The sequence below is a fragment of the Paenibacillus gorillae genome, from assembly GCF_000513275.1.
GTDB classification, from domain to species: Bacteria; Bacillota; Bacilli; order Paenibacillales; family Paenibacillaceae; genus Pristimantibacillus; species Pristimantibacillus gorillae.
On record NZ_CBVJ010000025.1, the window covers coordinates 37,048 to 58,998 of the forward strand.

A 21,951-nucleotide genomic window follows, 5' to 3' on the forward strand; every position below is an offset into this window, starting at 1 on the left:
ATAGAAGAGAACGAAAGGGCGGCCAGTGAAGGCTCGTCCTTTTAAATTATTTTTTTGAATAGATGATAGATTCGTGAGCGCTTTGGCATCAATAGAGATGGAGGGGCGAAAGGAGCTTAGCGATGCGGGGAAAGGCTGATGAGGCGGCGCGTTTGAATCGCAGCGCAGATTCATATGTTGATTTAAGTATGGCGGCCAATAGCATAGCGACAGAAAATAGTCTTGATTCGATGCCGGAGGAGCAGCTCAGTGCGATGGCTATGGAAGGAAACAAGCAAGCTTTCGGCGAGCTTGTCCGGAGAAACCGGGCGAATATGTATAAGTGGGCCCGCTCACTGACGCATGATCATCATGTTGCGGAGGATGTTGTCCAAGAAGCACTGGTGCAGGCGTTTCTGCATGTAGGCCGATTGGCCGATCATAACCGGTTTGCAGCTTGGCTCTCGCGCATCGTTCGCAATCAAGCGTATATGAAGCTTCGCAGAGGCGGGCTGTATGCGAAAGAGCAGCCGTTCACCGGCATTGCAGCGGGATCGACACGTCCCGGAAAATCTGGGCGAACCGAGAGCGCGAATGTTGCAGAGAGCGGTCAAGATATCGATCGTATCCTATTCCGGCTCAGCCGTCGTTACGATGAGGATGCCGCACGGCATACATCCGATCCTGCTGTCATTTTGCTTCGAAAGGAGCTGGCAGACGGGATTAGAGAGCTTTTTTCTTGCTTAAGTCCGAGAGAAAAGGAGATTTTCGAAGCTCATTTTTTCCGTCAGGTTTCTCCGCATGAGATTGCCATCGTTCTCGATACTTCCGTAGCGAACGTCTACAACAGCATATCCCGTGCGCGCGGCAAGCTGCAGCGTGAACGGCTCCGGCTTCAGATTAGCATGTATGTGAAGCAGCGGCGCAATGACGGCAAGCCGAAGGCAAAGCTTCTAGCACCTCCAATACTTTATAATCCGAAGGAGTGTTAGTTTCATGAGTAACCGTCCCGACTACACGAATAGCTTTACGCATACGAATCTGACCGATACAGGCTCTATTTACTCGATTTTGCAATACACTGCATGCAATAATTTTTCATTAGTCGAGGTTGCCGGTTATACAGCTAACGCATTCCGAATTATTATCGATAGAGAGCGAGTTAATGTTGCGGGATATTCAGCCTTTGAGTGGCCCCTCCATCATCAGGAGCAATTCGCGAACTTGGGCTTCCAAACCCGCTTTGCAGGCGGGCCTACTGAAATTCCTCCAACACCTGAAGAGCTGGAGCATGCTCTTGAACTGGTGCATTGGAGCTTGGACAGAGGCATTCCTGTTCTTTCCTGGGATCTTTTCGTACCGGAATTTGGCTTGATTTACGGCTATGATGATGATACGCGTAAGCTTCGCTGCCGGGATATTACACAAGACGGTGAATTGCCCTACGAGAAATTGGGACGCGGTCAGGTACATGAGCTGTATGTGATGGCGGTGACTGATTATAAGCCCGCAGATAAAAGAGAAATGCTGAGAGGAGCGCTCCAATTAGCTGTCCGCCATGCGCGCACGCCGGGCTACAAACGGGAACATTCACAATACCGTAATGGCCTTGAAGGTTATGATGCATGGATTGAAGCGCTTGGCAGAGGTGAAGTAGATGTGTATGGCAATGCATTGCACGGTCTTTACGTATATGACCAACGGTTGTTTGCTGCACAGTTTTTGAAGCAGGTCGCGGAGGAGCAGCAATTGCTGCAGGGTGCCGACGAGCGGCTGATCGCTGCTGCCAAGGAAGCTGCCATTCATTATGATAAAGTGGCTGATGCGCTTGCTGAATACAGCTTGCTGTTTCCTTTTCCAAAGGGCGGAGACCCTAATTCACCCGATCAAGCGGAGAAGGGCATCCAGTACTTATCGGAAGCTAGAGCTGCAGAGGCGAAGGGGGTAGCTTGTCTGGAGGCAATGTTATCAGTGCTGGAAGAACAGCTGGTCTAGGATGAAGGTCAGGTATTCAAATCGGGAAGATAATGTTTTACAGTTAGCTTCAGAAAAGGGATCAGGTGTCAGGTTTGACGACATCATGCTCCCTTTTTGTATGCGTGGATATTCGAAATGGGCCCTAGAACGCCAGTCTCGCTCGCATTCTAGCAAGGTTATATGTCGGAATTTAAATGGTTCAAAGCTCCCTATTTATTTCCCATTATTTATTCTATTATGTAAGGGGTTTCATAATCTGATTCTCGAAGGAGAGTTAAATAATGAAGGGAATACGAAGAACATTTATATTCCTTGCTTTGCTAATCGGATTGAGTTCGATTCCGCTGGGTGCGTTTGCCTTGCCAGGACAGATCGCCTGGTACAGCGGCGGAACCTTGATGGTTCAGAACGGACGAGAGACGATTTACGCTACTTATCCGACAGGGCATTCACCGATTCGTTATGCGAACAATGAGCGGCGCTATAAGGTGCATTTCGACAATTACCGTTATAAAATCCGCAACTCGGGAAGTAAAGATTACCGTTTTGCGATCTCCAAGATTACGCCATCTTCTCCGGATGGCCAGTCGATGTACGACATGGTTTTTAATACTTATTCCAGCTACTCAAATTATTTAGACGGAGACTATTATCTATACATGTACGATTATACTGGGAATACAAACAATCTTTCTTTATCACAGATGGAGATAGTTGCAGAGACACCGGGGCTTGTGTATGCTGGCGGGCCAGGGGCATTTTACTATACGAACGGATATGAAAGCGGACCAGGCTCAGCTTATATATTAAGGGGCAGTACACATCAATTAACGGCATGGGCAGAAGGCAACCCGATTTCAGTAGTAGCCACTGTCACAACGAGCAGCGGTACGACAACGCTGGGCACGCTCTTGCCTACGGGGTGGGGCGGCAATTATTCGATGAACTATACGTTTAACGACTTCTATGATCCGAGAGGGACGCAGAAGCCAACGCTTAATATTACGGTCACTTATCCGAATAGCTATGCGGGACCCTCTAAGGTTGTTGTCTCTGAGCAAATTTACGTGACTTTATATACGCTCAGCGAATACCAGCAAGAAGATTCAACCTTCTATTACAATTCCCTCACCGATAACAGCTTTGTTGGTCCGGCGCATAACGATTTGATGTGTTACGATTATATCGTGGACAATCGAATTCCTCATGCTGCTGGCGCTCCCAATCAAGGATATGACAATGATATTACCGATTTCATGAAGCGCCAAGGAAGATTTGCATCGCGGCCCGGGGACACCTTTAGCACAGCATCAACAACAATAATGCCTTATGTGGACGCCATTTATTATCCAGGTTATCACTTTGCGAAAGTGACGAAATGGGATGCATCGGGAAATCCTATTGAAATTATATCTAAATGGGGCCCTCGAGAGCTGATAAGAAGCCAGTCGGCTTATACACTTGGTTATGGTGCTCCACGTCTCTATTTCAAACGCTAATAGCTGAGCGTAATTCATTGCCTTTGAAAACCGGCGAATCTCCAGTGGAGAATTCGCTGGTTTCTTTGTTATATAAGATGTTAAATACGCTTATCAATCTTTTCTATTATACACCGTCCATGGGTTAGCCTATATTAGGTTAATAACATACTTTAACAATGGGAATTATTATATTTAATTTGAAAGGGGTAAGCGTATGGGAACTTTAAATGAATATTTGGAACAGAAGAGAAAGGCTATATACGCAAGAAAGGCTCATTTTGAGCAAAATGGAGATCAAGCGGTGTCCAAAATTAGCGCGAGCGTAAGAGCAGCAGGACGAAGCGGTGTACGCGAGATCCGAATTCGCGATTTTCAGGTCATTAGTGACAGCCAGCCTGATTTTGCAGGCTATAATCTGGGGCCGTCTTCGCCGGAGCTTCAACTGGGCGTTCTTGGAAGCTGCTTGACGCATATCGCCTTAATTCAAGCTGCGGAGCGGGAAGTGTCTCTCCATTCTCTTGAGGTGACGGTGGAAGGAGAGATGAATCCGTTGGCCGGTAAACCTGGTTATGAGGAGGTACCGATCTATCCTCATAACATTCGTTATAAGTTGTTCATACAATCCGACGAATCCGAGGAGAAGCTTCAAGCTCTCCACGAAGCGATTGAACAGGTGTGCCCGATATTTAACCTGCTTAAGAATCCGCAACAGATCGAGGGAGATCTGATAATCAGTCGTTCGGCAGTTCAAACGGTCTAGAAGCACCATAGCGATAGTGGAATAAGCAAGAAGGTTTCTTTCTGACGGACGTCTTACGGCGCTGGACATCAGGATGCAGCGTAGAAATGGGGGACAGGCAATATGCTGCATTGGAAGCGCAATTTATATATTTTATGGCTGGGTCTGTTTCTCAACCATATGTCGTATACGCTTTCCGTACCGTTTTTCCCATTGTTTCTGCAACAGGATTTGGGGGTGAAAAGCGGGCTGGAGGCTTGGTCCGGCATTTCTATTTCGATTAGTTTTTTGATAAGCGGTCTCTGTGCGCCTTTTTGGGGTTCACTCGCTGACAGATATGGCAGCAAGCTGATGCTGGTTCGCTCAGGCGTTGGGCTAGGTGTTGCCCATCTGGCTAACTTTTTTGTTCAAGATCCTTATATGTTTATTGTAGTGCGCATATTCCAAGGGCTGATGGCGGGCTTTACCCCTGCATCTATAGCGTTAGTCGGTACCAATACACCTGAAAAGCATGTCGGCTATGCACTAGGTGTCATTTCCACATCGACTGCTGCCGGCGGCATTTTAGGTCCGCTAATGGGCGGATTGCTGAGTCAATGGATCGGATTGCGAGGATGCTTCATTGCGTCAGGCATCATTACGCTGATCTCTGCTCTAATCGTTCTGGGAGTTAAGGAAGTTCATGAGCGCAAGTCAGATGCCCGAAGCAGTATTAGGCAGGATTTGAAAACAGCAGCTGCCAATCCGCGATTATTGCAAGTATACGGTTTGATCATGCTGGTCTCCACTTCTGTATTAATTATTGAGCCGTTACTGACGATCTATGTCGTGCAAATTGGCGGTTCTATCGAGAAGGCAACGCTTAGCTCGGGGATCGTTTTCTCGGCAATAGGAATTGCGACCGTCATCATGGGGCCGTGGTGGGGTAAAATCGGCGGCGGGATCGGTTATGGTAAAACGCTGTTTATCGGACTGGTTGGCGGCGGCATCGGAAATTTGCTGCAGCTCGTAACGCAAAGCTTAGTTCCATTTGGTTTTTTGCGGTTTGGCTATGGCCTGTTTTTTGCAGCGGTATATCCCGCATTAAATGCCTTGATCATCCAATATGCGGATCGTGATTTTCGCGGGAGGGCGGTCAGTCTTAGTCAATCTGCCAGTCAATTCGGCATTGTTGTCGGTCCGCTGCTCGGCGGTTTTCTTGGCGGTTGGATTGATATACCGTACGTCTTCCTGTTGACGGGTATTGCACTGCTTGGGGCTGCTTGGGGATCAAGAACGCTAATGACTGCGGGTAAGCCAGTCGTAACAATCATGAACCAGACCGGGGAGCAGACCGCTAATAAGTGAGAGGGAAGGAATGTGAACGCTTTGCCATATGGCAGACTTTCACACTCCTTCTTTGTGCTTTTTACGAGGGATCCGATTGACTAACGTGCTGAATCAAGAGTCCAACGACACTTTTAGCTCATCTAATCGTTCTATTGCGTCACCTACGAGCGTTTGATCAGTAAGCTTCAGCTGTACAGCGTTATTGAAGAATTTCTTTGCAAGCTCCATATCATCCATAGTGAAGGCAATATCTGCACGCAATACATAAGCTTTAAATCGAGCTTCAACAGCAGCATCTTCGGTATTCTTTAAACCAAGATCAAGTACTCTGGCTGCTTCAACGGGTTCGTTTTTTGCATATGCCAAGCGGTACGCTGCATCGAAAGCCTTGGTAAACCTTGATGAAGGCATCTTAACGTCTGAGGCAGGATGATCGGGTTTAACGGAGGCATGCTTTTGACCGATTAACAAGCGATTTCCGGCAGGATCAATCAGGTTAAATCGCCGGTCTTCTGACAGATTATTGAGCTTCGTTAATCGGGGAAAACCCTTGGAGGGAATCTTTTGATACGCTTTTTTAAGATTTTCGCAAAATTCGTTATACACGGTATCCACATCTGGAACGCTCACATAGCACATGCTGTAAGTGTTGGCTGGATCTAATTGCTTGAGTACAAAAAAATGCAGCTCAGCGATACGGTGACGGACACATGCATATAGATTGGGTTTGGCTTGACGGTAAGTGAGCTCGAATCCCAATGCTTGGTAGAACGCCAGCTGCTCATCAATGGACTTGCATGGCAAAATGGGAATCGTTGTCCCGGCTGGTTTGGTTAACAAAGGATAGCAACCTCCATGTCCTGATCGATCAGGAGTAAATGATGTTACCTCTCTACCTTACAACATTCATGCAAATACTAAAGTTGATGGGATTGTTGCACGATTTTTAATCGAAATTCCGTCTAGAGCTTTAAGGTTACTATTGAAGCTTGAATGCTTAAAGAACGGTTAAATCGCAGCTTTGGATGCAGAAAAAGAATAGAATTAATTGAAGGGCAGCACCCTTTAGTGTCTTTTTCTAACCAAGGGAGAAGTCGAATGGAGAGAGAATTTGTAGAATATAGTAATGTATTGGTGTATACTGGAAACACTATAGGAGATAGAGGTGCTAGATGGGGAAGAAGACATTACAATTTATTGTAACACTGGGCCTGTTAGGCAGTTTATTGGCTGGCTGTTCATCCGGGAGTGGCAGCTCTAATGAAGAAATCAAGCAACTAAAGCAAGAAATTGCAGCGTTAAAAGAAGAAAATGAAAAGCTGAAACAAGGGCACGTACCTGCGGACGAAGAGCAGAAGGCTGCTGAGAACGAAGCTCCGGCAGAAGAGCCGGAACAGACTCCAGAGCCAGCTAGCGACGTGGCCGTCGAAGTGAATAAAGCAGTCACTATAGCGGACTTTGCTGAATTTACGGTTACAGGAACAAAGTTTGCGAAAGTTGTTAAGCCCTCCAAGCCTGGAACGTTCTACACATATTACGAGGCCAAAGAGGCGGATACGACCTATTTAGCTATTACGATTAAGCTTAAGAGCTTGTTAGAGGCCGGTAAAAGCGCTGACAGGTTTGCCGACGTTACGGTCAAATATAATGACAAATACGAGTACAATACCTTCTCGACCATTGAGGATCAAGGCGGAGCCGATTTCACCTACACGAATATCACGTCAATTGAACCTCTTAAGACCGCAACGTTGCTCTATCTTGCAGAGGTACCGACCGAGGTAGAGAGCGGAACATCACCGCTTAAAGCCGTCATTACCATGAATGATAAAGAATATGAGCTTATCATTCGATAATTATTTATTAGCAGAGTTTATAAAAACAACTATTTCCGTTATTGCGGTTGTAGTTGTTTTTTTGTAGGGAAAGCAGGTGGAATGAAAGATTTTTTTGTTTATAATTAATATAATATAATATAGTGTTTTTATATTTTTAACTATATAGCGGTAATTTATTAAAGGCTAATTACTGAAGAGATAAAGACAGACCGAGTTAATAAGAATTCGGTCTGTCTTTATCTTCATGAATATTATACTGAGGATCGAAATATTAATTGTTCTTAATATAGTAAGCGTCAATAACACCGTCAAATACAGGATGACTGTACTTGAAACCAAGTTTCACATAAAGCGGAGCGACATTATTGCCATTCGAAACATAAACAAAGAAATATTCAGCACCGGATTCATTGTTCATCCAGTTCATTCCATGATCAGTTAAATATTTACCGATATGATTTCCTCGATAGTCAGGAGAAATATATAAGCTATTGAGAGTGGCAATCTTGGCAGGGGTGTGCAGCCAGTCCGGGAAAAGTCCGTTACTGTCTTTTGTAAACCCTGATGCCCAAACTGGTCGGTGTTTTTTAACTTTTTTACTTATTGTGTCCGCAGTTAGGAAGATATAGCCTACAGGTGTTTCTTCATGAAATGCTACTAAAAGTGATTTTGCAGTCGCTTGTTCAAAGGCAGGTTTTAGGCGGTTTTCGAAAGTCATCTTTTCAAATAATTCTTTTGCTTTAATGGCGTGTTTCGCTTGATGAGCCATTAATTCATTACACAAATCCCTGCAAACTTCTACAGATTCATTAGTGTAATCCTTATAGAAAATTCCCTTTCCCAAGACTATAACTCCCTTTAATAGTATTTAGTTCATAACAAATCACAAATAAGCTATATCGTGCGTTCATCATCATTCGTGCATGTGAGGTTAATTGATCATGTTACTTGTTTTCAGGCATGTCCACCATTGCATTAATATGTTCCCCGATAATCATATATTTTCTCAAATCGGGGAATGCTGCAATATCAGCAGGACTGTTGCGTACGGCAAAATCGATATAGACAAGCTTATCTGTTGATGATGTATTGGTTAATAAGTGAGACCCTTTTTCTCCTTTAGGAAAACAAAGCATATCTCCAGTACTTACTTGTTTATCTCCATCGATTGTCCGAAGACTTCCTTCACCACTGATAATGTAAAAAACCTCTTCAGATTGATCATGATAGTGATAGCCGTATGCGTATTGCCCAGGAGGTACTTCAACAAAGGATACCTCACATTGATCGATGCTACTGCCACCAATAACATGCTTCACCGTAAACGGACTTCCTCCGAAATTATCCAATTCTTTACTCTCAGTATTGTTGATGTTCTGAATGATTAATTCTCTCATTTCATATTCCTCCGAATGATAAAGTTTTGTTGTAACTGAAATGGTTACGACGAAATCATATCATTCAACATAATGAAAAGCAAGCTGCAATTAATAAACAAAGAGTTCCGTTCGTATTGACAAAGAAATTTTAGATGCGTATGATAATTTCAGGTGATTATTATTAGTATTAATACACAATTCCCAGTTGCAGTTCATATTCTTGCGTTTAGTGCTATTGTAGACGGGCACATTACATCAGATTTTATTGCTACAAGTGTGAACACAAATCCTGTTGTTATCCGGAGAATTAATACGCTGTTAAAAAAAGCTGGTTTGATTAAAACACATTCAGGTGTTGGCGGGGTTAGTTTAAATTATGACCCTAAAGAGATTAAGTTACTTGATATTTATAAAGCTGTTACTAATCAACAGAATAGTTTATTTGATGTACACAACGCACCGAATCCGGAATGTCCAGTGGGTAGCAATATTCATGAGAGTTTAAAAGCACCATTGATAGAAGCACAACTGGCTTTAGAAAATTCATTGGCTAGATATACATTGGATGATATTATTCAAACCATTAATGAGTTGAATCTAAAGAAGTAAATATTACATTATTGTAAGTTAGATCACATAATCCCATGTACTCTAACACCTTTAAGAGATTGATTTCATGTCTTAAGACATGAAACCAATCTCTTAAAGGTGTTTTTGTTTTGGACAAAAGCACTGCTATGCAACCGACACTTCCTGGATCTCGAATGAATCCAGCAAATCCATTTGAAAATAGCAATTAAATAGGAAAGCTCTCTCTGAGGAGTAATGAGCCGCCTACCGATTATCTTAGTTTTACATATTAACAAATTATTTGTTATAAATGAAATAGAGTGGAAATTAATAAAGGACATTTTCCCTCCCTATCAAACCGTAAAACCGTCAAATTAAGTAATCCTCAAAGCACAGAGGTCCGCCGATTACTGTAATCGGTTACGATGATCAAGGGAAGGAAATCTACAACTCTGATAAAGGAAATTTCCGCTAAAAGCCGCATAACGCAACTTTTATTTTGCAAAGCTTTTATAATGACAAGCGAATAATGGATTACAAAAATCGTTTCACCACTTCTACAAATTGCTCGACCTGTGCCGTCTGATTGTTATGGAGCCAGCAGATCGCGAGCTCCACTTCAAACATCGGTTCTGCCAGAGGGATATAGCTAATATCACTGTCGAATAATTTGTTCATACAGTTTAGAACGAACGCAACGCCAACACCGGCGGCAACAAGTCCGATGACAGCCTGGTCGCTGGCGGCTTCCTGTACAATATTAGGACTGAAGCCAGCTTGCCGGCAGAATAGAACGAAGGCGTCAAACATCATCGGCGAATCGTTCCGGTTCAACACGACAAAAGGTTCCTTGGCCAAATCGGACAGCCGAATTTCATTTTTCACTGCTAAATGATGCTGTTTCGGCACGGCGATTACGATAGGCTCCACAGAATAGGTGAGCCAGTTCATGCTTTGCTCGCTATGCTTATCATTGATATAGACGGAAAAGCCGATATCGATTTCTCCTTGAAGCAGCTTTTCCTCCAGCAGAAACGAATCCATCTCCTGCATGACAATTTCAACATCGGGAAATCGCTCGCGATAGAGACGAACCACACTGGGTAAAATGCTGTACAGCATAATTCCGAAGTAGCCAATCGTCAATTTGCCTCTTCTTCCGCCTTCCGCCCGAATCGCTTCATCCACACCTCGCTGCAAATGCATGAATACAAGCTTGACCTCCTCCAGCAGTGCTTCACCCGCTAGCGTCAACTCTACTTTACGCGTCGTACGATTGAACAATTTCAGATTAAGCTCGGCCTCCAACAGCCCGATTTGATGGCTGACCGTCTGCTGGGAAGCATGAAGACGCTCAGCAGCGCGGCCGAAATGCAATTGATTAGCGACCTCGGAAAAATATTTCAACTGCTGCAGCTCCATAATTGACATCTCCTAAGCAAGTGTTTGAAATAACTCCTCTTTTAATTTATTATACAATTTCAATTGTTAATCTACAAATTATTAGCTCTTTTTATGAGTTAATAAACACTCGTATACTAGGGGTGTAAGAACAACATGAAGCGGGAGGTAGGAAGTGATCGCAGCAGAGAGTACACAAGGAAAAGCAGATTTAAGCAACATTAAGCGTGGCCCCATCATTACCGCTTTAATTATTGGAGCTTTTGTCGCCATTCTGAACGAAACGTTGCTAGGCATTGCATTTCCAGATTTAATGAATCAATTTGGCGTCGAGACGGCTACTATTCAATGGCTGTCGACCGTCTATATGCTGGTGATTGGCATACTGGTGCCCGTAACAGCGCTGCTGCAGCAGTGGTTTACGACAAGGCAGATGTTTCTATCCGCCATGCTGCTGTTTCTAGTCGGCACCATAATATGCGGCTTTTCCAATTCCTTCGAGCTGTTATTAGCAGGACGAATTGTACAAGCAGCGGGTACAGGATTGTTGCTTCCTGTGATGATGAACACAATCCTTATTATTTTCCCCCCAAACAATCGGGGAGCAGCGATGGGGATGATTGGACTCGTGTTAATGTTTGGACCAGCTATCGGACCAACCTTGTCCGGACTCATTATTGATTCATTAAGCTGGCATTGGCTGTTTTTTCTCGTTATCCCGCTAGTCGTTATATCGTTAGTGTTTGGCTTTCTTTACTTAAGAAATGTTTCGGACATTACCAGGCCGAAGGTTGATGTGCTGTCGATTCTGTTATCAACCATCGGGTTTGGAGGAATTGTCTATGGCTTCAGTAAAGCCGGCGAGGTTTCCTGGTCGGAGCAAGATGTGATATGGTCCATTGCTGCGGGCGGAGCTGCGCTGCTGCTGTTCGTTTGGCGTCAATTAAGTTCCAAGCAGCCAATGATGGATCTGCGGACATTCAAGTATCCGATGTTCGCACTCACGGCGATTCTTATGATCGTTATGACGATGACCTTGTTCTCGACCACGCTGATCCTGCCGCTATATATGCAGAAGGCTTTGATGCTGACAGCCTTCTCAGCAGGACTGACGCTAATGCCAGGAGGTATCGTCAATGGTATTATGTCGCCTATATCCGGCAAGCTCTTCGATAAATTTGGTCCAAGAGTGCTTGTCGTGCCTGGACTCATCATTACAGCGATTTCCCTTTTTCTAATGTCAGGGATAGGGCTTGAGACGAGCAAAGGAATGTTAATAGCGCTGCATGTCATTCTGATGATTGGCATTTCCATGATTATGATGCCAGCACAGACGACAGGGCTGAACCAGCTGCCAAGGCATCTCTATCCGCACGGAACGGCAATTATGAATACACTCCAGCAAGTTTCAGGTGCAATAGGGATGGCATTGTTCATTAGTATTTTCTCCAACGGCACCAAATCGTATTTAGAGGCTTCCTCCAATTCAACAGCGCCTGAAGAAGCAGTGCACGGACTGGTAGCTGGAATGCAAGGCGCATTCCAGATTGCGTTCTACATCGCGCTTATAGCCCTCGTACTGGGGATCTTCGTCAAAAGGACTAAAGCTCCGGAAGGTGAAGCAGAAGAAGGGCAATCCCGTCCAGTCATGCATTAGAAGCAGCGGTGGCAAGGCATTCATAATGAGATTCATAAATAATAACCGAGGTGATTAGGATGACAAAGCTCGCAAATAAAGTAGCAATCATTACAGGTGGTGCCTCCGGTGTGGGGAACGGCATCGCAAAGGCTTTTGTTAAAGAAGGCGCGAAGGTGGCAATCGTGGATTATAACAAAGAAGCAGGTGAAAGAGCTGTAGCGGAATTACAGGAGATTCAGCCCGAGTCCATTTTCATACACGCTGATTTAGCTGATTTTCAAACCCACTCTCCAATAATAAGCCACACGGCATTTACATTCGGAAAAATCGATATTCTCGTCAACAATGCGCAAGCTTCAAGAGTGAAGCCATTTGAAGAATTGACCCCGGAAGATTTGGAGCTGCCGTTTAAAACCGGATTTTTCCCGACCTTTTACTTGATGCAACACGCACTTCCCTATTTAAAACAAACAAAGGGACATATTATTAATTTTGCATCGGGAGCAGGCATCAATGGCGATTTGAATCAGGCCGCATACGGAGCAGCCAAGGAAGCGGTTCGAGGTCTATCACGAGTTGCAGCTAATGAATTCGGACCTTACGGCGTGAAGGTTAACGTGATATGTCCGTTTGCGAACTCCCCGGGTGTTCAAATGTGGGCCGAACATATGCCGGAGCATTTCGAAGAGACACTTTCAAAAATCCCGATGCGCCGGGTAGGAGACGTCGAACAAGACATTGGACGAGCTGTTGTGTTTTTCGCCAGCCAAGATTCTGACTATATAACGGGACAAACGCTAATGGTGGATGGTGGCGGCTGCAGATTATAGACGACTGGATTGTTGGAAAATACCCGCAGGGGCCAGCTTGAATTAGCCCCTGCGGGTTAAGTCATCATGAAGAGAGGCGTATATGTTACAAAAGATAATCGATTACCTGGCCGAGTTTGGTACGCTGGGCCTGTTCATTCATTCTTTTATGGATGCTATTATTTTTCCCATTCCTGCACTATTTCTGCAGCTACCGCTCAGCATACTTAACCCTTCTAATGCGCTTTGGCTGGCTACAGCAGGTTTTTTTGCTTGCTTGTTAGGCACTCCGGTCGGCTACTTCATTGGAAGAATGATTGGAAGCTCCGTGCTGAATAAACTGCTCAAGAAGGACTGGATAGACAAAGCGATGAACCTGTTTCAGAAAAATGGAGAAGCAGCCATTATGATCGGCGCCTTCACGCCAATTCCGTTTAAAGTATTCACCATTATCTCGGGCTCGCTCCGATTTCCGCTCTGGAAGCTGCTCGCTTTTGCTTCAATAGGGAGGGCCGTCAAGTTTTATTCTGTGGGCATATTGTTCTATGTTTACGGCCGTTCGGCTGAACATATGGTGAAGCATGTATCCATATATTTGCTCGTAATTGGTGTTCCGCTCATCATTATATTTTTGTTCATTCGCAAGAAGCTTAGACAGCGGAAGCTTAAATCGATTGAAGCGCTTGAAGAAATTAATTGACTGAAGGGAAAGAAATAGAGATCGAACAATCCGCTGCGCATGTTTCGATCTCTTACATTGCCCTTTAATGATTAAATCAATTTCATATAGCTAAAGCCGTATACCGCCCCGAGAGTCATTACAATCGTCCATAAAGCAAGACTGACCGCCATCCATTGGATAACGCGAACCCGCGACGATCCGAATGACAGCGCTAGTAACGTGGCGATATCGGTACCAAAAATAAGGGGAGCGAGCAGGGCTAGACCCGGAAGGCCGTAACGATCCCATATTTGCCGCGCACGCGTTTCTTTTTTCGATAGAGCGGTAATTCCTTTCTTCAATCTGCGTCGTTCTCTCCAGTTTGAAAATTGTTTAAAGAAAATGCCAATAAGTAAAGTCATCAGAAAGTTGCCGGCAAAACCGGTAATCGCAACGGCAACAGGATTCATCTTGGCAATAATGCCTATCGGTACAACGACAAAAACATCAAGCCACGGCGCCGCTGCCAATAGAAATAATACGATATATTGCCATATGCCTTCCGCTTGCTGAATCCATTCGATCATAACGAGCCCCCCAGTTCATTCATCTAGTTTTGTTTATTATTATAACAGGAGAAGATTACCGCTGATCGTACCCTCTCTTAACGTTATCTTACTTTTTCTATAAGGATGAGCAAGCAAATTAAGTTTCATTTAAGTTAAGCGGCTTGATCGTTTCATACAAGGAAGCGGGTTGAATTCATAAAAAACTTGTGATATGATACCTCTAATTTAAGTCGAGGAGTTGAATGGAATAATGTAGGATTTCTTGCTGATGACATAAAACAATAAAACAGTTCAGGCGGAAGCAATCTTCCCGCTTGTTTCATGCTTGTTTTATTTTTTATTCGCTTAAGCAAGAAAGTTACTTATTCTTTTCACTCAAACGGAATAGCCTTACTATACTCTGCCTAGGCAGGGTATAGTTTGCTGTATTTATTTGAGCCGCGGAAAGGTAACTTTCTTGTGGCTCTTATTTTTTTGTACAGGAGGATAATTCCATGTCATTAATCAATGTAACGAACTTAACGTTTGCCTATGACGGCAGCTACGATAACATTTTTGATAAAGTCAGTTTTCAGATCGATACCGATTGGAAGCTTGGATTTACAGGCAGGAATGGCAGAGGGAAAACGACATTTTTGAATCTGCTCCTAGGTAAATATGAATACAGCGGCACGATTTCGGCAAAAGTCAGCTTCGAGTATTTTCCTTTCCAGGTAGAGAACAAGGAGGACAATACGATTGACGTCGTCGAGACGATCTACCCCGATTATGTGCATTGGGAATTAATGCGTGAGCTGTCGCTTCTGAGGATCTCGGAGGATGTGCTGTATCGGCCTTTCGGTTCGCTGTCGAGCGGAGAACAGACGAAAGTGCTGCTGGCGGCCTTGTTTCTCAAGGAAAATAGTTTTCTGTTAATCGACGAGCCGACCAACCATCTGGATATGGAAGCGAGACAGCTGGTCAGTGAGTATCTCAATGGCAAAAGCGGGTATATTCTCGTCTCCCATGACCGGTCCTTCTTGGACAATTGTGTCGACCATATTTTGTCCATCAATAAAACGAATGTAGAAATCCAAAGCGGCAACTTCTCCGAATGGTGGGAAAACAAGAAGCGGCAGGACGACTTCGAGCTTGCAGAAAACGAGAAGCTTCGGAGGGATGTTAAGCGGTTGTCGGAAGCCTCCAAACGAACGAGCAACTGGTCGCATGAGGTGGAAAAAACGAAAAACGGGACGAGGAACTCCGGCTCTAAGGTCGATAAAGGATACATCGGCCATAAGGCTGCAAAGATGATGAAACGCTCCAAGTCGATTGAACAGCGGCAGCATGCTGCAATGGAGGAGAAATCAACGCTACTCAAAAACGTTGAAAGCTCGGAAAGCTTGAAAATCTCGCAGCTCCTTTATCACAAACAGCAACTGGCTGAGCTTGAGAATGTATCGATTTATTATGGAGAGAAGCAAGCCTGCCATGATGTCAGCTTCACAATCGAGCAGGGAGATCGAATTGCTCTTTCTGGTAAAAATGGCTCCGGGAAATCCAGCCTAATTAAATTGATATGCGGCGAAGATATCGAACATACGGGTACATTCAGGCTGGGCAGCCAGTTGAAAATCTCCTATGTCTCGCAGGATACGTCACATTTGCAGGGCAATCTGACGGACTACGCAAGAGATAACAGCATCGAGGAAAGTCTGTTTAAATCGATCTTGAGAAAGCTTGATTTTTCCAGGGTGCAGTTTGAAAAAGACATTTCCGCTTTTAGCGGCGGGCAAAAAAAGAAAGTCTTGATCGCAAAAAGTCTTTGCGAACAAGCCCATTTGCAAATATGGGATGAGCCGCTTAATTTCATTGACGTGATCTCACGGATGCAGATTGAAGAGCTGCTGCTCCAGTACGCGCCGACGATTCTATTTGTCGAGCATGACCGGGAATTTTGCCAGAACGTCGCAACAAAAATTGTTGAACTTTAAATCGCAGGATGGAAGTTAAAGGAGGGTGTGCGGGATGCTTGAGGTTGTAGATGTTGAGGTGAGCCTGTCATTGCGCTTGAAGAACGGCATGGTTCACAAAAATAACGAAGAAGCTACCGGAACGTTAACCTTCTATAGATCAAACACACTTTGCGGTATGCTTGTCATTATCGTGTAGTGCGGTTTCGTATAGCTTGGTTAACGTAAAGCGCAAAAAGCACCGGCGGCCTGGTGCTTTTTTTGCGTTTTTTCTCCGTGGGCAAAAGGAGAAAGTTATGAAACCAACATCGAAATATGAGAAGATTCAACAAATCATATTGGGCATGAAACAGCCAAGCTATCGATACCAGCAGATCACAACCGCGATTTTTCAGCAAAGAATCGGTGAGTATGAACAAATGAAGATGCTGCCCAAACCGTTGCGCGATGAGCTCATCCGAGAGCTTGGACATTCAGTAAGCAGCGTTACACCTGTATTGGAAAAGCAATCTGCGCAAGTAAGCAAGCTTCTGTTTGCCGTAGCGGGCGGTGAACGAGTGGAGGCCGTTCGATTAAGCTACAAACGCGGCTGGGAATCGTATTGCATCTCGTCCCAATGCGGCTGCGGCTTCCGCTGCAGTTTTTGTGCTACAGGTACAATGGGCTTGAAGCGTCATTTAACGGCAGATGAAATAACGGATCAGCTGCTGAATTTTCACATAAATGGTCATGCCCTGGACAGCGTCTCTTTCATGGGAATGGGTGAGGCGCTTGCCAATCCTTATTTATTCGATGCGTTGAAAATTTTGGCGGACCCTCAGCTATTCGGTTTGGGCCATCGTAGAATAACAGTTTCTACAATCGGTATATTGCCGGGTATGATCAGGCTGATGGAAGAGTATCCGCAAGTCAATCTAACCTTTTCGCTGCATTCTCCATTCGATGAGCAGAGAAGCCAGCTGATGCCGATCAATGACCGCTTCCCGCTGGATGAAGTGATGGACGCATTGGATCATCATATCCAGCGTACGGGCAGGAAAGTGTACATCGCATATATTTTGCTGAGAGGGACGAATGATTCAATAGAACATGCTGAGGCGGTTGCCGCTTTGCTGCGGGACAGAGGTCAATGGGAGCATCTTTATCATGTGAACTTGATCCCGTATAATTCGACCGATGAGACTGTTGAACGCTATGAACAAACCGATCGGAACCGGGTCAATGCTTTCGTTCAAATGCTAAAGTCCAAAGGAATCAATGTTACCGTAAGGACGCAGTTTGGATCGGATATTGGGGCCGCTTGCGGTCAGCTGTATGCGGAAGGAAAAATGTGATTGCTTTGTTGAAATGGAAGAAGATTCAAAGTCAGGGAAGGGATTTGGCATAAAGCAGCGAATATACGAATAACATCACCTAATAACTGGGTTCAGCATCTAGAGAAGGGGGGAAGTTCCCATGAAAATGATTGAGAATAATTTAGAAAGCCGCTCTATGCAAAGTCTTACTATAAACAACGGCGGTTGTTTGCATAGAGCTTAATCGGAGTTTATTTACCGCCATAACATGACAAGATCATTAAAGTTTGTTTATAGCGAGGCTTTGCTCCCTTAAAAAGAAATACTATTTTAAGGAGCGGAGCAAGTATGAAATATGTCAAAGCCGATCTTGTTTTTCCAGAAGCGCTGCTGAAAGAAATGCAGAAGTATGTACACGGTGAGATGGTGTATATTCCGAAGCCTAAAGGCATACGCAAAAAATGGGGAGAAGCGTCTGGAAGCCGGAAAAATCTCATCCAGCGGAATGAGGAGATTCGTCATCTGTTTTCCGTTGGGCAAACGATCGACCAGCTGTCGGACCGTTTTTTTCTCTCTTCATGCAGTATTAAAAAAATTGTCTATTCCAAAAAATAGCGCTCTTCAAAGAGCCGTATCGGCATTGATCCGATGCGGTTCTTTTTTGTGTCTACAATTTTTAATACCTGTTTGTTCCCTAGGATTAGAAGGCGGCTTTTAATAGTATAGGTCTAAAAGCAGTTATGCTTTGAGGAGTACTCATTATTATGGACACAGCGAGCCGTTCTAGTCAATCGACCTATCGTTCTTTCATTCGTTTGTTATCGCTATCTAAGCCTTATATGGGCTGGTATTTGCTCGTCATTCTGGCTTCCTTGCTCTCAACCGTTATTGGACTTGGCATCATTGAAGCTACTCGCAGAATGATAACAGGTGCTGCAGAGCATTCGTCTGCACTCGTATATAGCGGGATATACGTCGGGTTGGCAGCAATTACCGCCCAATTGACCATCAATGTGGTTATCGCATGGCTGAAGTCAGTCTTTTACAATCAGTCCACATCCCGGCTGCAAATGAAACTGCTTCAAGCTGTATCGTTGAAAAAAATATCCGACTTGGCAGACTATCATAGCTCGGATTTATACAGCAGAATCAATGACTCTGCGGCTGAAGCGCAAAAAGGGCTTAACGACAAGTTTCTGCTCTTCTTCACGAACATCGTTCAGTTAGGCGTTGCCTTTGCCTATTTCAGCTGGTTGAATCTGACACTAACGCTGGGCATGATTGGCTTTGCGCTGGCTTTCCCGGTTATCACCTATCCGCTGACTGGACTTTTAAAGCGGCAGCACGATCAGCGTAATACAGAAGCGGCGCGCGGAGATTCTTTTTTGCAGGATGCGATTCAAGGCGGACAAAGCGTACGCGCACTTTCGTTACGCACTTTGTTCCTTCATAAGTACACACAAAAACTGAATCGCATTCGTGTACGTGATCTGATGATTTCTGTCTATGACGGGATGTTCGATTACGCGAATCGCGCTTTTATGTTCGGGAGCATGATGTTTATTTTAGGATTTGGCGGTTATCAGACCCTTCAAGGGAATCTGACCATCGGCGGGCTTACAGCCTTTCTGGTAGCCAGCGGGAAGCTGACGAGACCCATTCAGTCGATTTCCGGCATTTGGAATGAGCTGATCGCCTCGATTGCGCATACGAGCCGTTTTCAACATTTTCTGGATGCAGAGGAGTCTGTAGTGCAATCTTGTCATAGAAGAAAAGATGAAGTCTCAGAGATCTCTCTTCAATTGTCACAGGTTTCTTATGCTTACAAAGGTTCACGGCCCGTATTAGACGATATTAATGTGACCATTCCACAAGGAGCCCTGACAGTCATCGTTGGCAGAAGCGGTTCCGGCAAATCTACCTTATTAAAGCTATTATCCAAATTAATAGAGCCGACATCAGGGAAAATGTACTGCAATAATTCTGAAATTTCATCTGCATGGCATTCGCAGCTTGCGCTTGTTTCTCAAGAACCGATCCTGTTTACAGGAACGATCCGGGACAATATCCGTTTTGGCCGCGAAGACGCCTCACAGGACGAGATCGAGCAAGCTGCTCGATTAGCCTGCATTCATGACAACATTAAGAGCCGTTTATTGTCGTACGATACACGAATTGGCGAAAACGAGGCCAAGCTGTCTGGCGGTGAAATGCAGCGGTTAGCATTAGCACGAGCATACGTAAGAAATCCATCCCTCTTATTGTTAGATGAGCCAACGGCTTCCTTAGATCTCGTAAACGAAGCGCTTGTTATGGAATCCTTGCATCAGTATCGTCAAGGAAAGACAGTCGTTTGTATTACGCATAGACTCTCGCTGGCCCGGCAAGCCGATCAAATCATTGTGCTGGAGAACGGCAAAATCGCAGAATCGGGCTCCTATACGCAGCTAATGAACCGTCGCGGATTCTATTTCAAATGGGTAAACGAAAGAGAAGGGGAAGAGGGTGAACGGAGATGAATAACACATATACACAGGCAGGGATGAGGGCGCAGCTGTCGTTTATTTTCCGCTATGCCAAGAGATACGGGTTGCTGTTGTCGGCGTTCCCATTTCTCATCGCAGTCGATATATTGTTCGATATCGGGATTGCCAAGATGCAGGGTTTCTTTATCGATATGGCACATACTGGAACAACAGCTAAGCTGCTTGCGGCAGTTCAATGGGTTGCGATACTCATGGCTGTGTCTATTGGACTTATTGTCATTCACCGTTATTTGATCCGTAAGCTGAGAGGGCTTGTTCAGCGCGATATAGCGGCTGATTTGTTCCGGACAGTCAATGAAATGCCTTACGAAAAAGCACGTCAGTATCATAGCGGCGATTTAGTGACCCGCATTAAAGAGGATACCGAATATGGTGCCGATATCGTAGATGCCTCCATCGAATTCGTTACAGTTACAGTTATCATTGCTGCTTCATTTGTCTATCTGCTCACGATTGATCTGTCGCTGGCACTCTTTGCGTTGTTAGGTGCTCCATTGCTGCTGGTTGTCGGAAGGCTGTTTGACCGCCGCATTCAGCGCCTGTCGGCAGACATTCAAGTGCTGGAAAGTGATATTCGCGGAATGACGCAGGAAATGCTGCAAGGAATGTCCATCGTTCAGATCTATGGAATAGGTGATCAATTGATGAGCGGCATTGCGGCCAAACGGAAGCTGCTCATTCAATGCCGCAAGCGGCTGGATACAACCCGAAGCTTAAGTCATCATTTAACGGAAGGTGTATTTAATCTTCTGCACATCGGCGCTTTGCTGCTTATCAGTCTGGCTGCCATTAAAGGAACGATGACTCCAGGAACGATCGCGACGTTCAGTTTGCTTTTCGAGCTCGTAATATGGCCAATAATCGGGTTGTCGGAGCAGTGGAACCGGCTGTATGAAGGGGGAGGGGCGTTCCAGCGGATTCATGAGCTGATGACTCTAAAGCAAGAGAAAACAAAGGAAGATAACGGAGCAATGAGGGTAACAGCCGCAGTCGAAATGAGTGGAGTCTCCTATCGGCCATCACCGGACTCGGAATTTATCATCCGCAATTTGAATTTCACCTTGCAGCATGGAGAAGTTGTAGCGGTCGTTGGAGCCAGCGGCTCCGGCAAATCGACGTTTGTAGAGCTTTGCAGCGGTCTGCTTGGGCAGACAGAAGGGAGCATACGGATTAATCGCAGTGTAGCGGGGCCGGACCGGCAAGACATCCTGTATCTGACACAGAATCCCTATTTGTTTACCGGCAGCGTGAGGGAGAATATCCGGCTTTCCTGTATGGAAGCAACGGATGACAGCATTGTATCAGCAGCGCAAAAAGCATGGATTCACGATGAAATTGTGCAGTTAGAGCATCAGTATGAGACCGAGATCGGCGAGCGTGGAGGATTGTTATCAGGCGGTCAAAAACAACGTGTAAGCTTGTCACGCCTTTATACAGCTGAACCGGATTTCATCGTCATGGATGAGCCAACCTCTGCTCTAGATGAAAGTACCGAACAAAGTGTCATGCTGGAAATGAAGCAATGGCTCGTTCATAAAACGGCTGTAATCGTTACTCATCGATTGGAGCTTGCAAGCCATCTGGCCAAGCGCATTGTCGTTATGGATCAAGGCAGAATCGCAGAGGAGGGTACGCATGAAGAGCTGCTGCTGCAAAATGGTCTGTACCGGAAAATGCATAATGTGAGTAATGGAATGGAGCAAGTAAATGAAAATGCGCTTTTTAATGCAGGCTTTGTTAAATTCTACTGTTGATAGTTGACTCTACGAAAACCGCCTTCGTTAAAA

General features: G+C 44.9%; 21 protein-coding genes. 16 read left to right on the forward strand and 5 right to left on the reverse strand.

Annotated elements, in window-relative coordinates:
• Positions 1-122 precede the first annotated feature (122 nt).
• From TY10_RS04270 to TY10_RS04290, 5 genes are all read left to right on the forward strand, one after another.
• On the forward strand, positions 123-971 hold the full coding sequence (locus TY10_RS04270) for an RNA polymerase sigma factor (RefSeq protein WP_052350355.1): 849 nt from the start codon (positions 123-125) through the stop codon (positions 969-971).
• Positions 972-975: 4 nt separating this feature from the next.
• Positions 976-1,974, forward strand: a complete 999-nt coding sequence (locus TY10_RS04275) for a hypothetical protein (RefSeq protein ID WP_042160904.1) — start codon at positions 976-978, stop codon at positions 1,972-1,974.
• Positions 1,975-2,237: 263 nt separating this feature from the next.
• The gene (locus TY10_RS04280; protein WP_042160907.1) at positions 2,238-3,455 is read left to right on the forward strand and encodes a hypothetical protein; all 1,218 of its coding nucleotides are present in this window, start codon (positions 2,238-2,240) and stop codon (positions 3,453-3,455) included.
• A 196-nt stretch (positions 3,456-3,651) separates the two neighbouring features.
• Entirely contained in the window at positions 3,652-4,197 is a 546-nt protein-coding gene (locus TY10_RS04285; RefSeq protein WP_042160908.1) for an OsmC family protein, read from the forward strand.
• Positions 4,198-4,299: 102 nt separating this feature from the next.
• Positions 4,300-5,523, forward strand: a complete 1,224-nt coding sequence (locus TY10_RS04290; RefSeq protein ID WP_042160910.1) for an MFS transporter — start codon at positions 4,300-4,302, stop codon at positions 5,521-5,523.
• A 93-nt stretch (positions 5,524-5,616) separates the two neighbouring features.
• On the opposite strand, the gene TY10_RS04295 is transcribed toward TY10_RS04290, so the two are convergent.
• Positions 5,617-6,345: a bleomycin resistance protein gene (locus TY10_RS04295; protein WP_042160912.1), complete on the reverse strand. Its 729-nt coding sequence runs from the start codon at positions 6,343-6,345 to the stop codon at positions 5,617-5,619.
• Between the two features lie 332 nt (positions 6,346-6,677).
• Between TY10_RS04295 and TY10_RS04300 the strand changes: the two genes are divergently transcribed.
• Entirely contained in the window at positions 6,678-7,361 is a 684-nt protein-coding gene (locus tag TY10_RS04300) for a hypothetical protein (protein WP_042160914.1), read from the forward strand.
• Between the two features lie 253 nt (positions 7,362-7,614).
• On the opposite strand, the gene TY10_RS04305 is transcribed toward TY10_RS04300, so the two are convergent.
• Both TY10_RS04305 and TY10_RS04310 read right to left on the reverse strand, forming a co-directional pair.
• Entirely contained in the window at positions 7,615-8,187 is a 573-nt protein-coding gene (locus tag TY10_RS04305) for a GNAT family N-acetyltransferase (RefSeq protein WP_052350356.1), read from the reverse strand.
• Between the two features lie 100 nt (positions 8,188-8,287).
• Positions 8,288-8,740 (reverse strand): cupin domain-containing protein, encoded by a 453-nt coding sequence (locus tag TY10_RS04310; protein WP_042160916.1) that lies wholly within the window; start codon positions 8,738-8,740, stop codon positions 8,288-8,290.
• A gap of 162 nt (positions 8,741-8,902) precedes the next feature.
• Between TY10_RS04310 and TY10_RS04315 the strand changes: the two genes are divergently transcribed.
• Positions 8,903-9,331 (forward strand): Rrf2 family transcriptional regulator, encoded by a 429-nt coding sequence (locus tag TY10_RS04315; RefSeq protein ID WP_042160983.1) that lies wholly within the window; start codon positions 8,903-8,905, stop codon positions 9,329-9,331.
• Between the two features lie 495 nt (positions 9,332-9,826).
• Here the strand turns inward: TY10_RS04315 and TY10_RS04320 are convergent, their stop codons facing one another.
• Positions 9,827-10,714: a LysR family transcriptional regulator gene (locus TY10_RS04320; RefSeq protein WP_042160918.1), complete on the reverse strand. Its 888-nt coding sequence runs from the start codon at positions 10,712-10,714 to the stop codon at positions 9,827-9,829.
• 199 nt (positions 10,715-10,913) lie between these two features.
• On the opposite strand from TY10_RS04320, the gene TY10_RS04325 reads away from it, so the two are divergent.
• The 3 genes from TY10_RS04325 to TY10_RS04335 all read left to right on the forward strand — a co-directional run bounded on the left by TY10_RS04325 (position 10,914) and on the right by TY10_RS04335 (position 13,841).
• Positions 10,914-12,350 (forward strand): DHA2 family efflux MFS transporter permease subunit, encoded by a 1,437-nt coding sequence (locus TY10_RS04325; RefSeq protein ID WP_420329376.1) that lies wholly within the window; start codon positions 10,914-10,916, stop codon positions 12,348-12,350.
• Positions 12,351-12,409: 59 nt separating this feature from the next.
• Complete coding sequence (locus TY10_RS04330; RefSeq protein WP_042160922.1) at positions 12,410-13,162, forward strand: SDR family NAD(P)-dependent oxidoreductase; 753 nt, start codon at positions 12,410-12,412, stop codon at positions 13,160-13,162.
• Between the two features lie 82 nt (positions 13,163-13,244).
• Positions 13,245-13,841 carry a YqaA family protein gene (locus tag TY10_RS04335; protein ID WP_042160925.1) on the forward strand — a complete coding sequence of 199 codons (597 nt, stop codon included), beginning with the start codon at positions 13,245-13,247 and terminating at the stop codon, positions 13,839-13,841.
• A gap of 71 nt (positions 13,842-13,912) precedes the next feature.
• Here the strand turns inward: TY10_RS04335 and TY10_RS04340 are convergent, their stop codons facing one another.
• Positions 13,913-14,389 carry a small multi-drug export protein gene (locus TY10_RS04340; RefSeq protein ID WP_042160927.1) on the reverse strand — a complete coding sequence of 159 codons (477 nt, stop codon included), beginning with the start codon at positions 14,387-14,389 and terminating at the stop codon, positions 13,913-13,915.
• 476 nt (positions 14,390-14,865) lie between these two features.
• On the opposite strand from TY10_RS04340, the gene TY10_RS04345 reads away from it, so the two are divergent.
• The 6 genes from TY10_RS04345 to TY10_RS04365 all read left to right on the forward strand — a co-directional run bounded on the left by TY10_RS04345 (position 14,866) and on the right by TY10_RS04365 (position 21,918).
• Positions 14,866-16,344, forward strand: a complete 1,479-nt coding sequence (locus TY10_RS04345) for an Lsa family ABC-F type ribosomal protection protein (RefSeq protein WP_042160929.1) — start codon at positions 14,866-14,868, stop codon at positions 16,342-16,344.
• 34 nt (positions 16,345-16,378) lie between these two features.
• On the forward strand, positions 16,379-16,522 hold the full coding sequence (locus tag TY10_RS30235) for a hypothetical protein (RefSeq protein WP_155985692.1): 144 nt from the start codon (positions 16,379-16,381) through the stop codon (positions 16,520-16,522).
• A 97-nt stretch (positions 16,523-16,619) separates the two neighbouring features.
• Positions 16,620-17,657 carry a Cfr family 23S rRNA (adenine(2503)-C(8))-methyltransferase gene (locus TY10_RS04350; protein WP_042160931.1) on the forward strand — a complete coding sequence of 346 codons (1,038 nt, stop codon included), beginning with the start codon at positions 16,620-16,622 and terminating at the stop codon, positions 17,655-17,657.
• Between the two features lie 309 nt (positions 17,658-17,966).
• A complete protein-coding gene (locus TY10_RS04355; RefSeq protein WP_042160932.1) occupies positions 17,967-18,233 on the forward strand; it encodes a CD3324 family protein in 267 nt (88 codons plus the stop codon).
• A 149-nt stretch (positions 18,234-18,382) separates the two neighbouring features.
• On the forward strand, positions 18,383-20,137 hold the full coding sequence (locus TY10_RS04360; protein ID WP_042160934.1) for an ABC transporter ATP-binding protein: 1,755 nt from the start codon (positions 18,383-18,385) through the stop codon (positions 20,135-20,137).
• Complete coding sequence (locus TY10_RS04365; protein WP_042160936.1) at positions 20,134-21,918, forward strand: ABC transporter ATP-binding protein; 1,785 nt, start codon at positions 20,134-20,136, stop codon at positions 21,916-21,918. The genes TY10_RS04360 and TY10_RS04365 overlap by 4 nt, the downstream gene beginning before the upstream one ends.
• Positions 21,919-21,951: the final 33 nt, after the last annotated feature.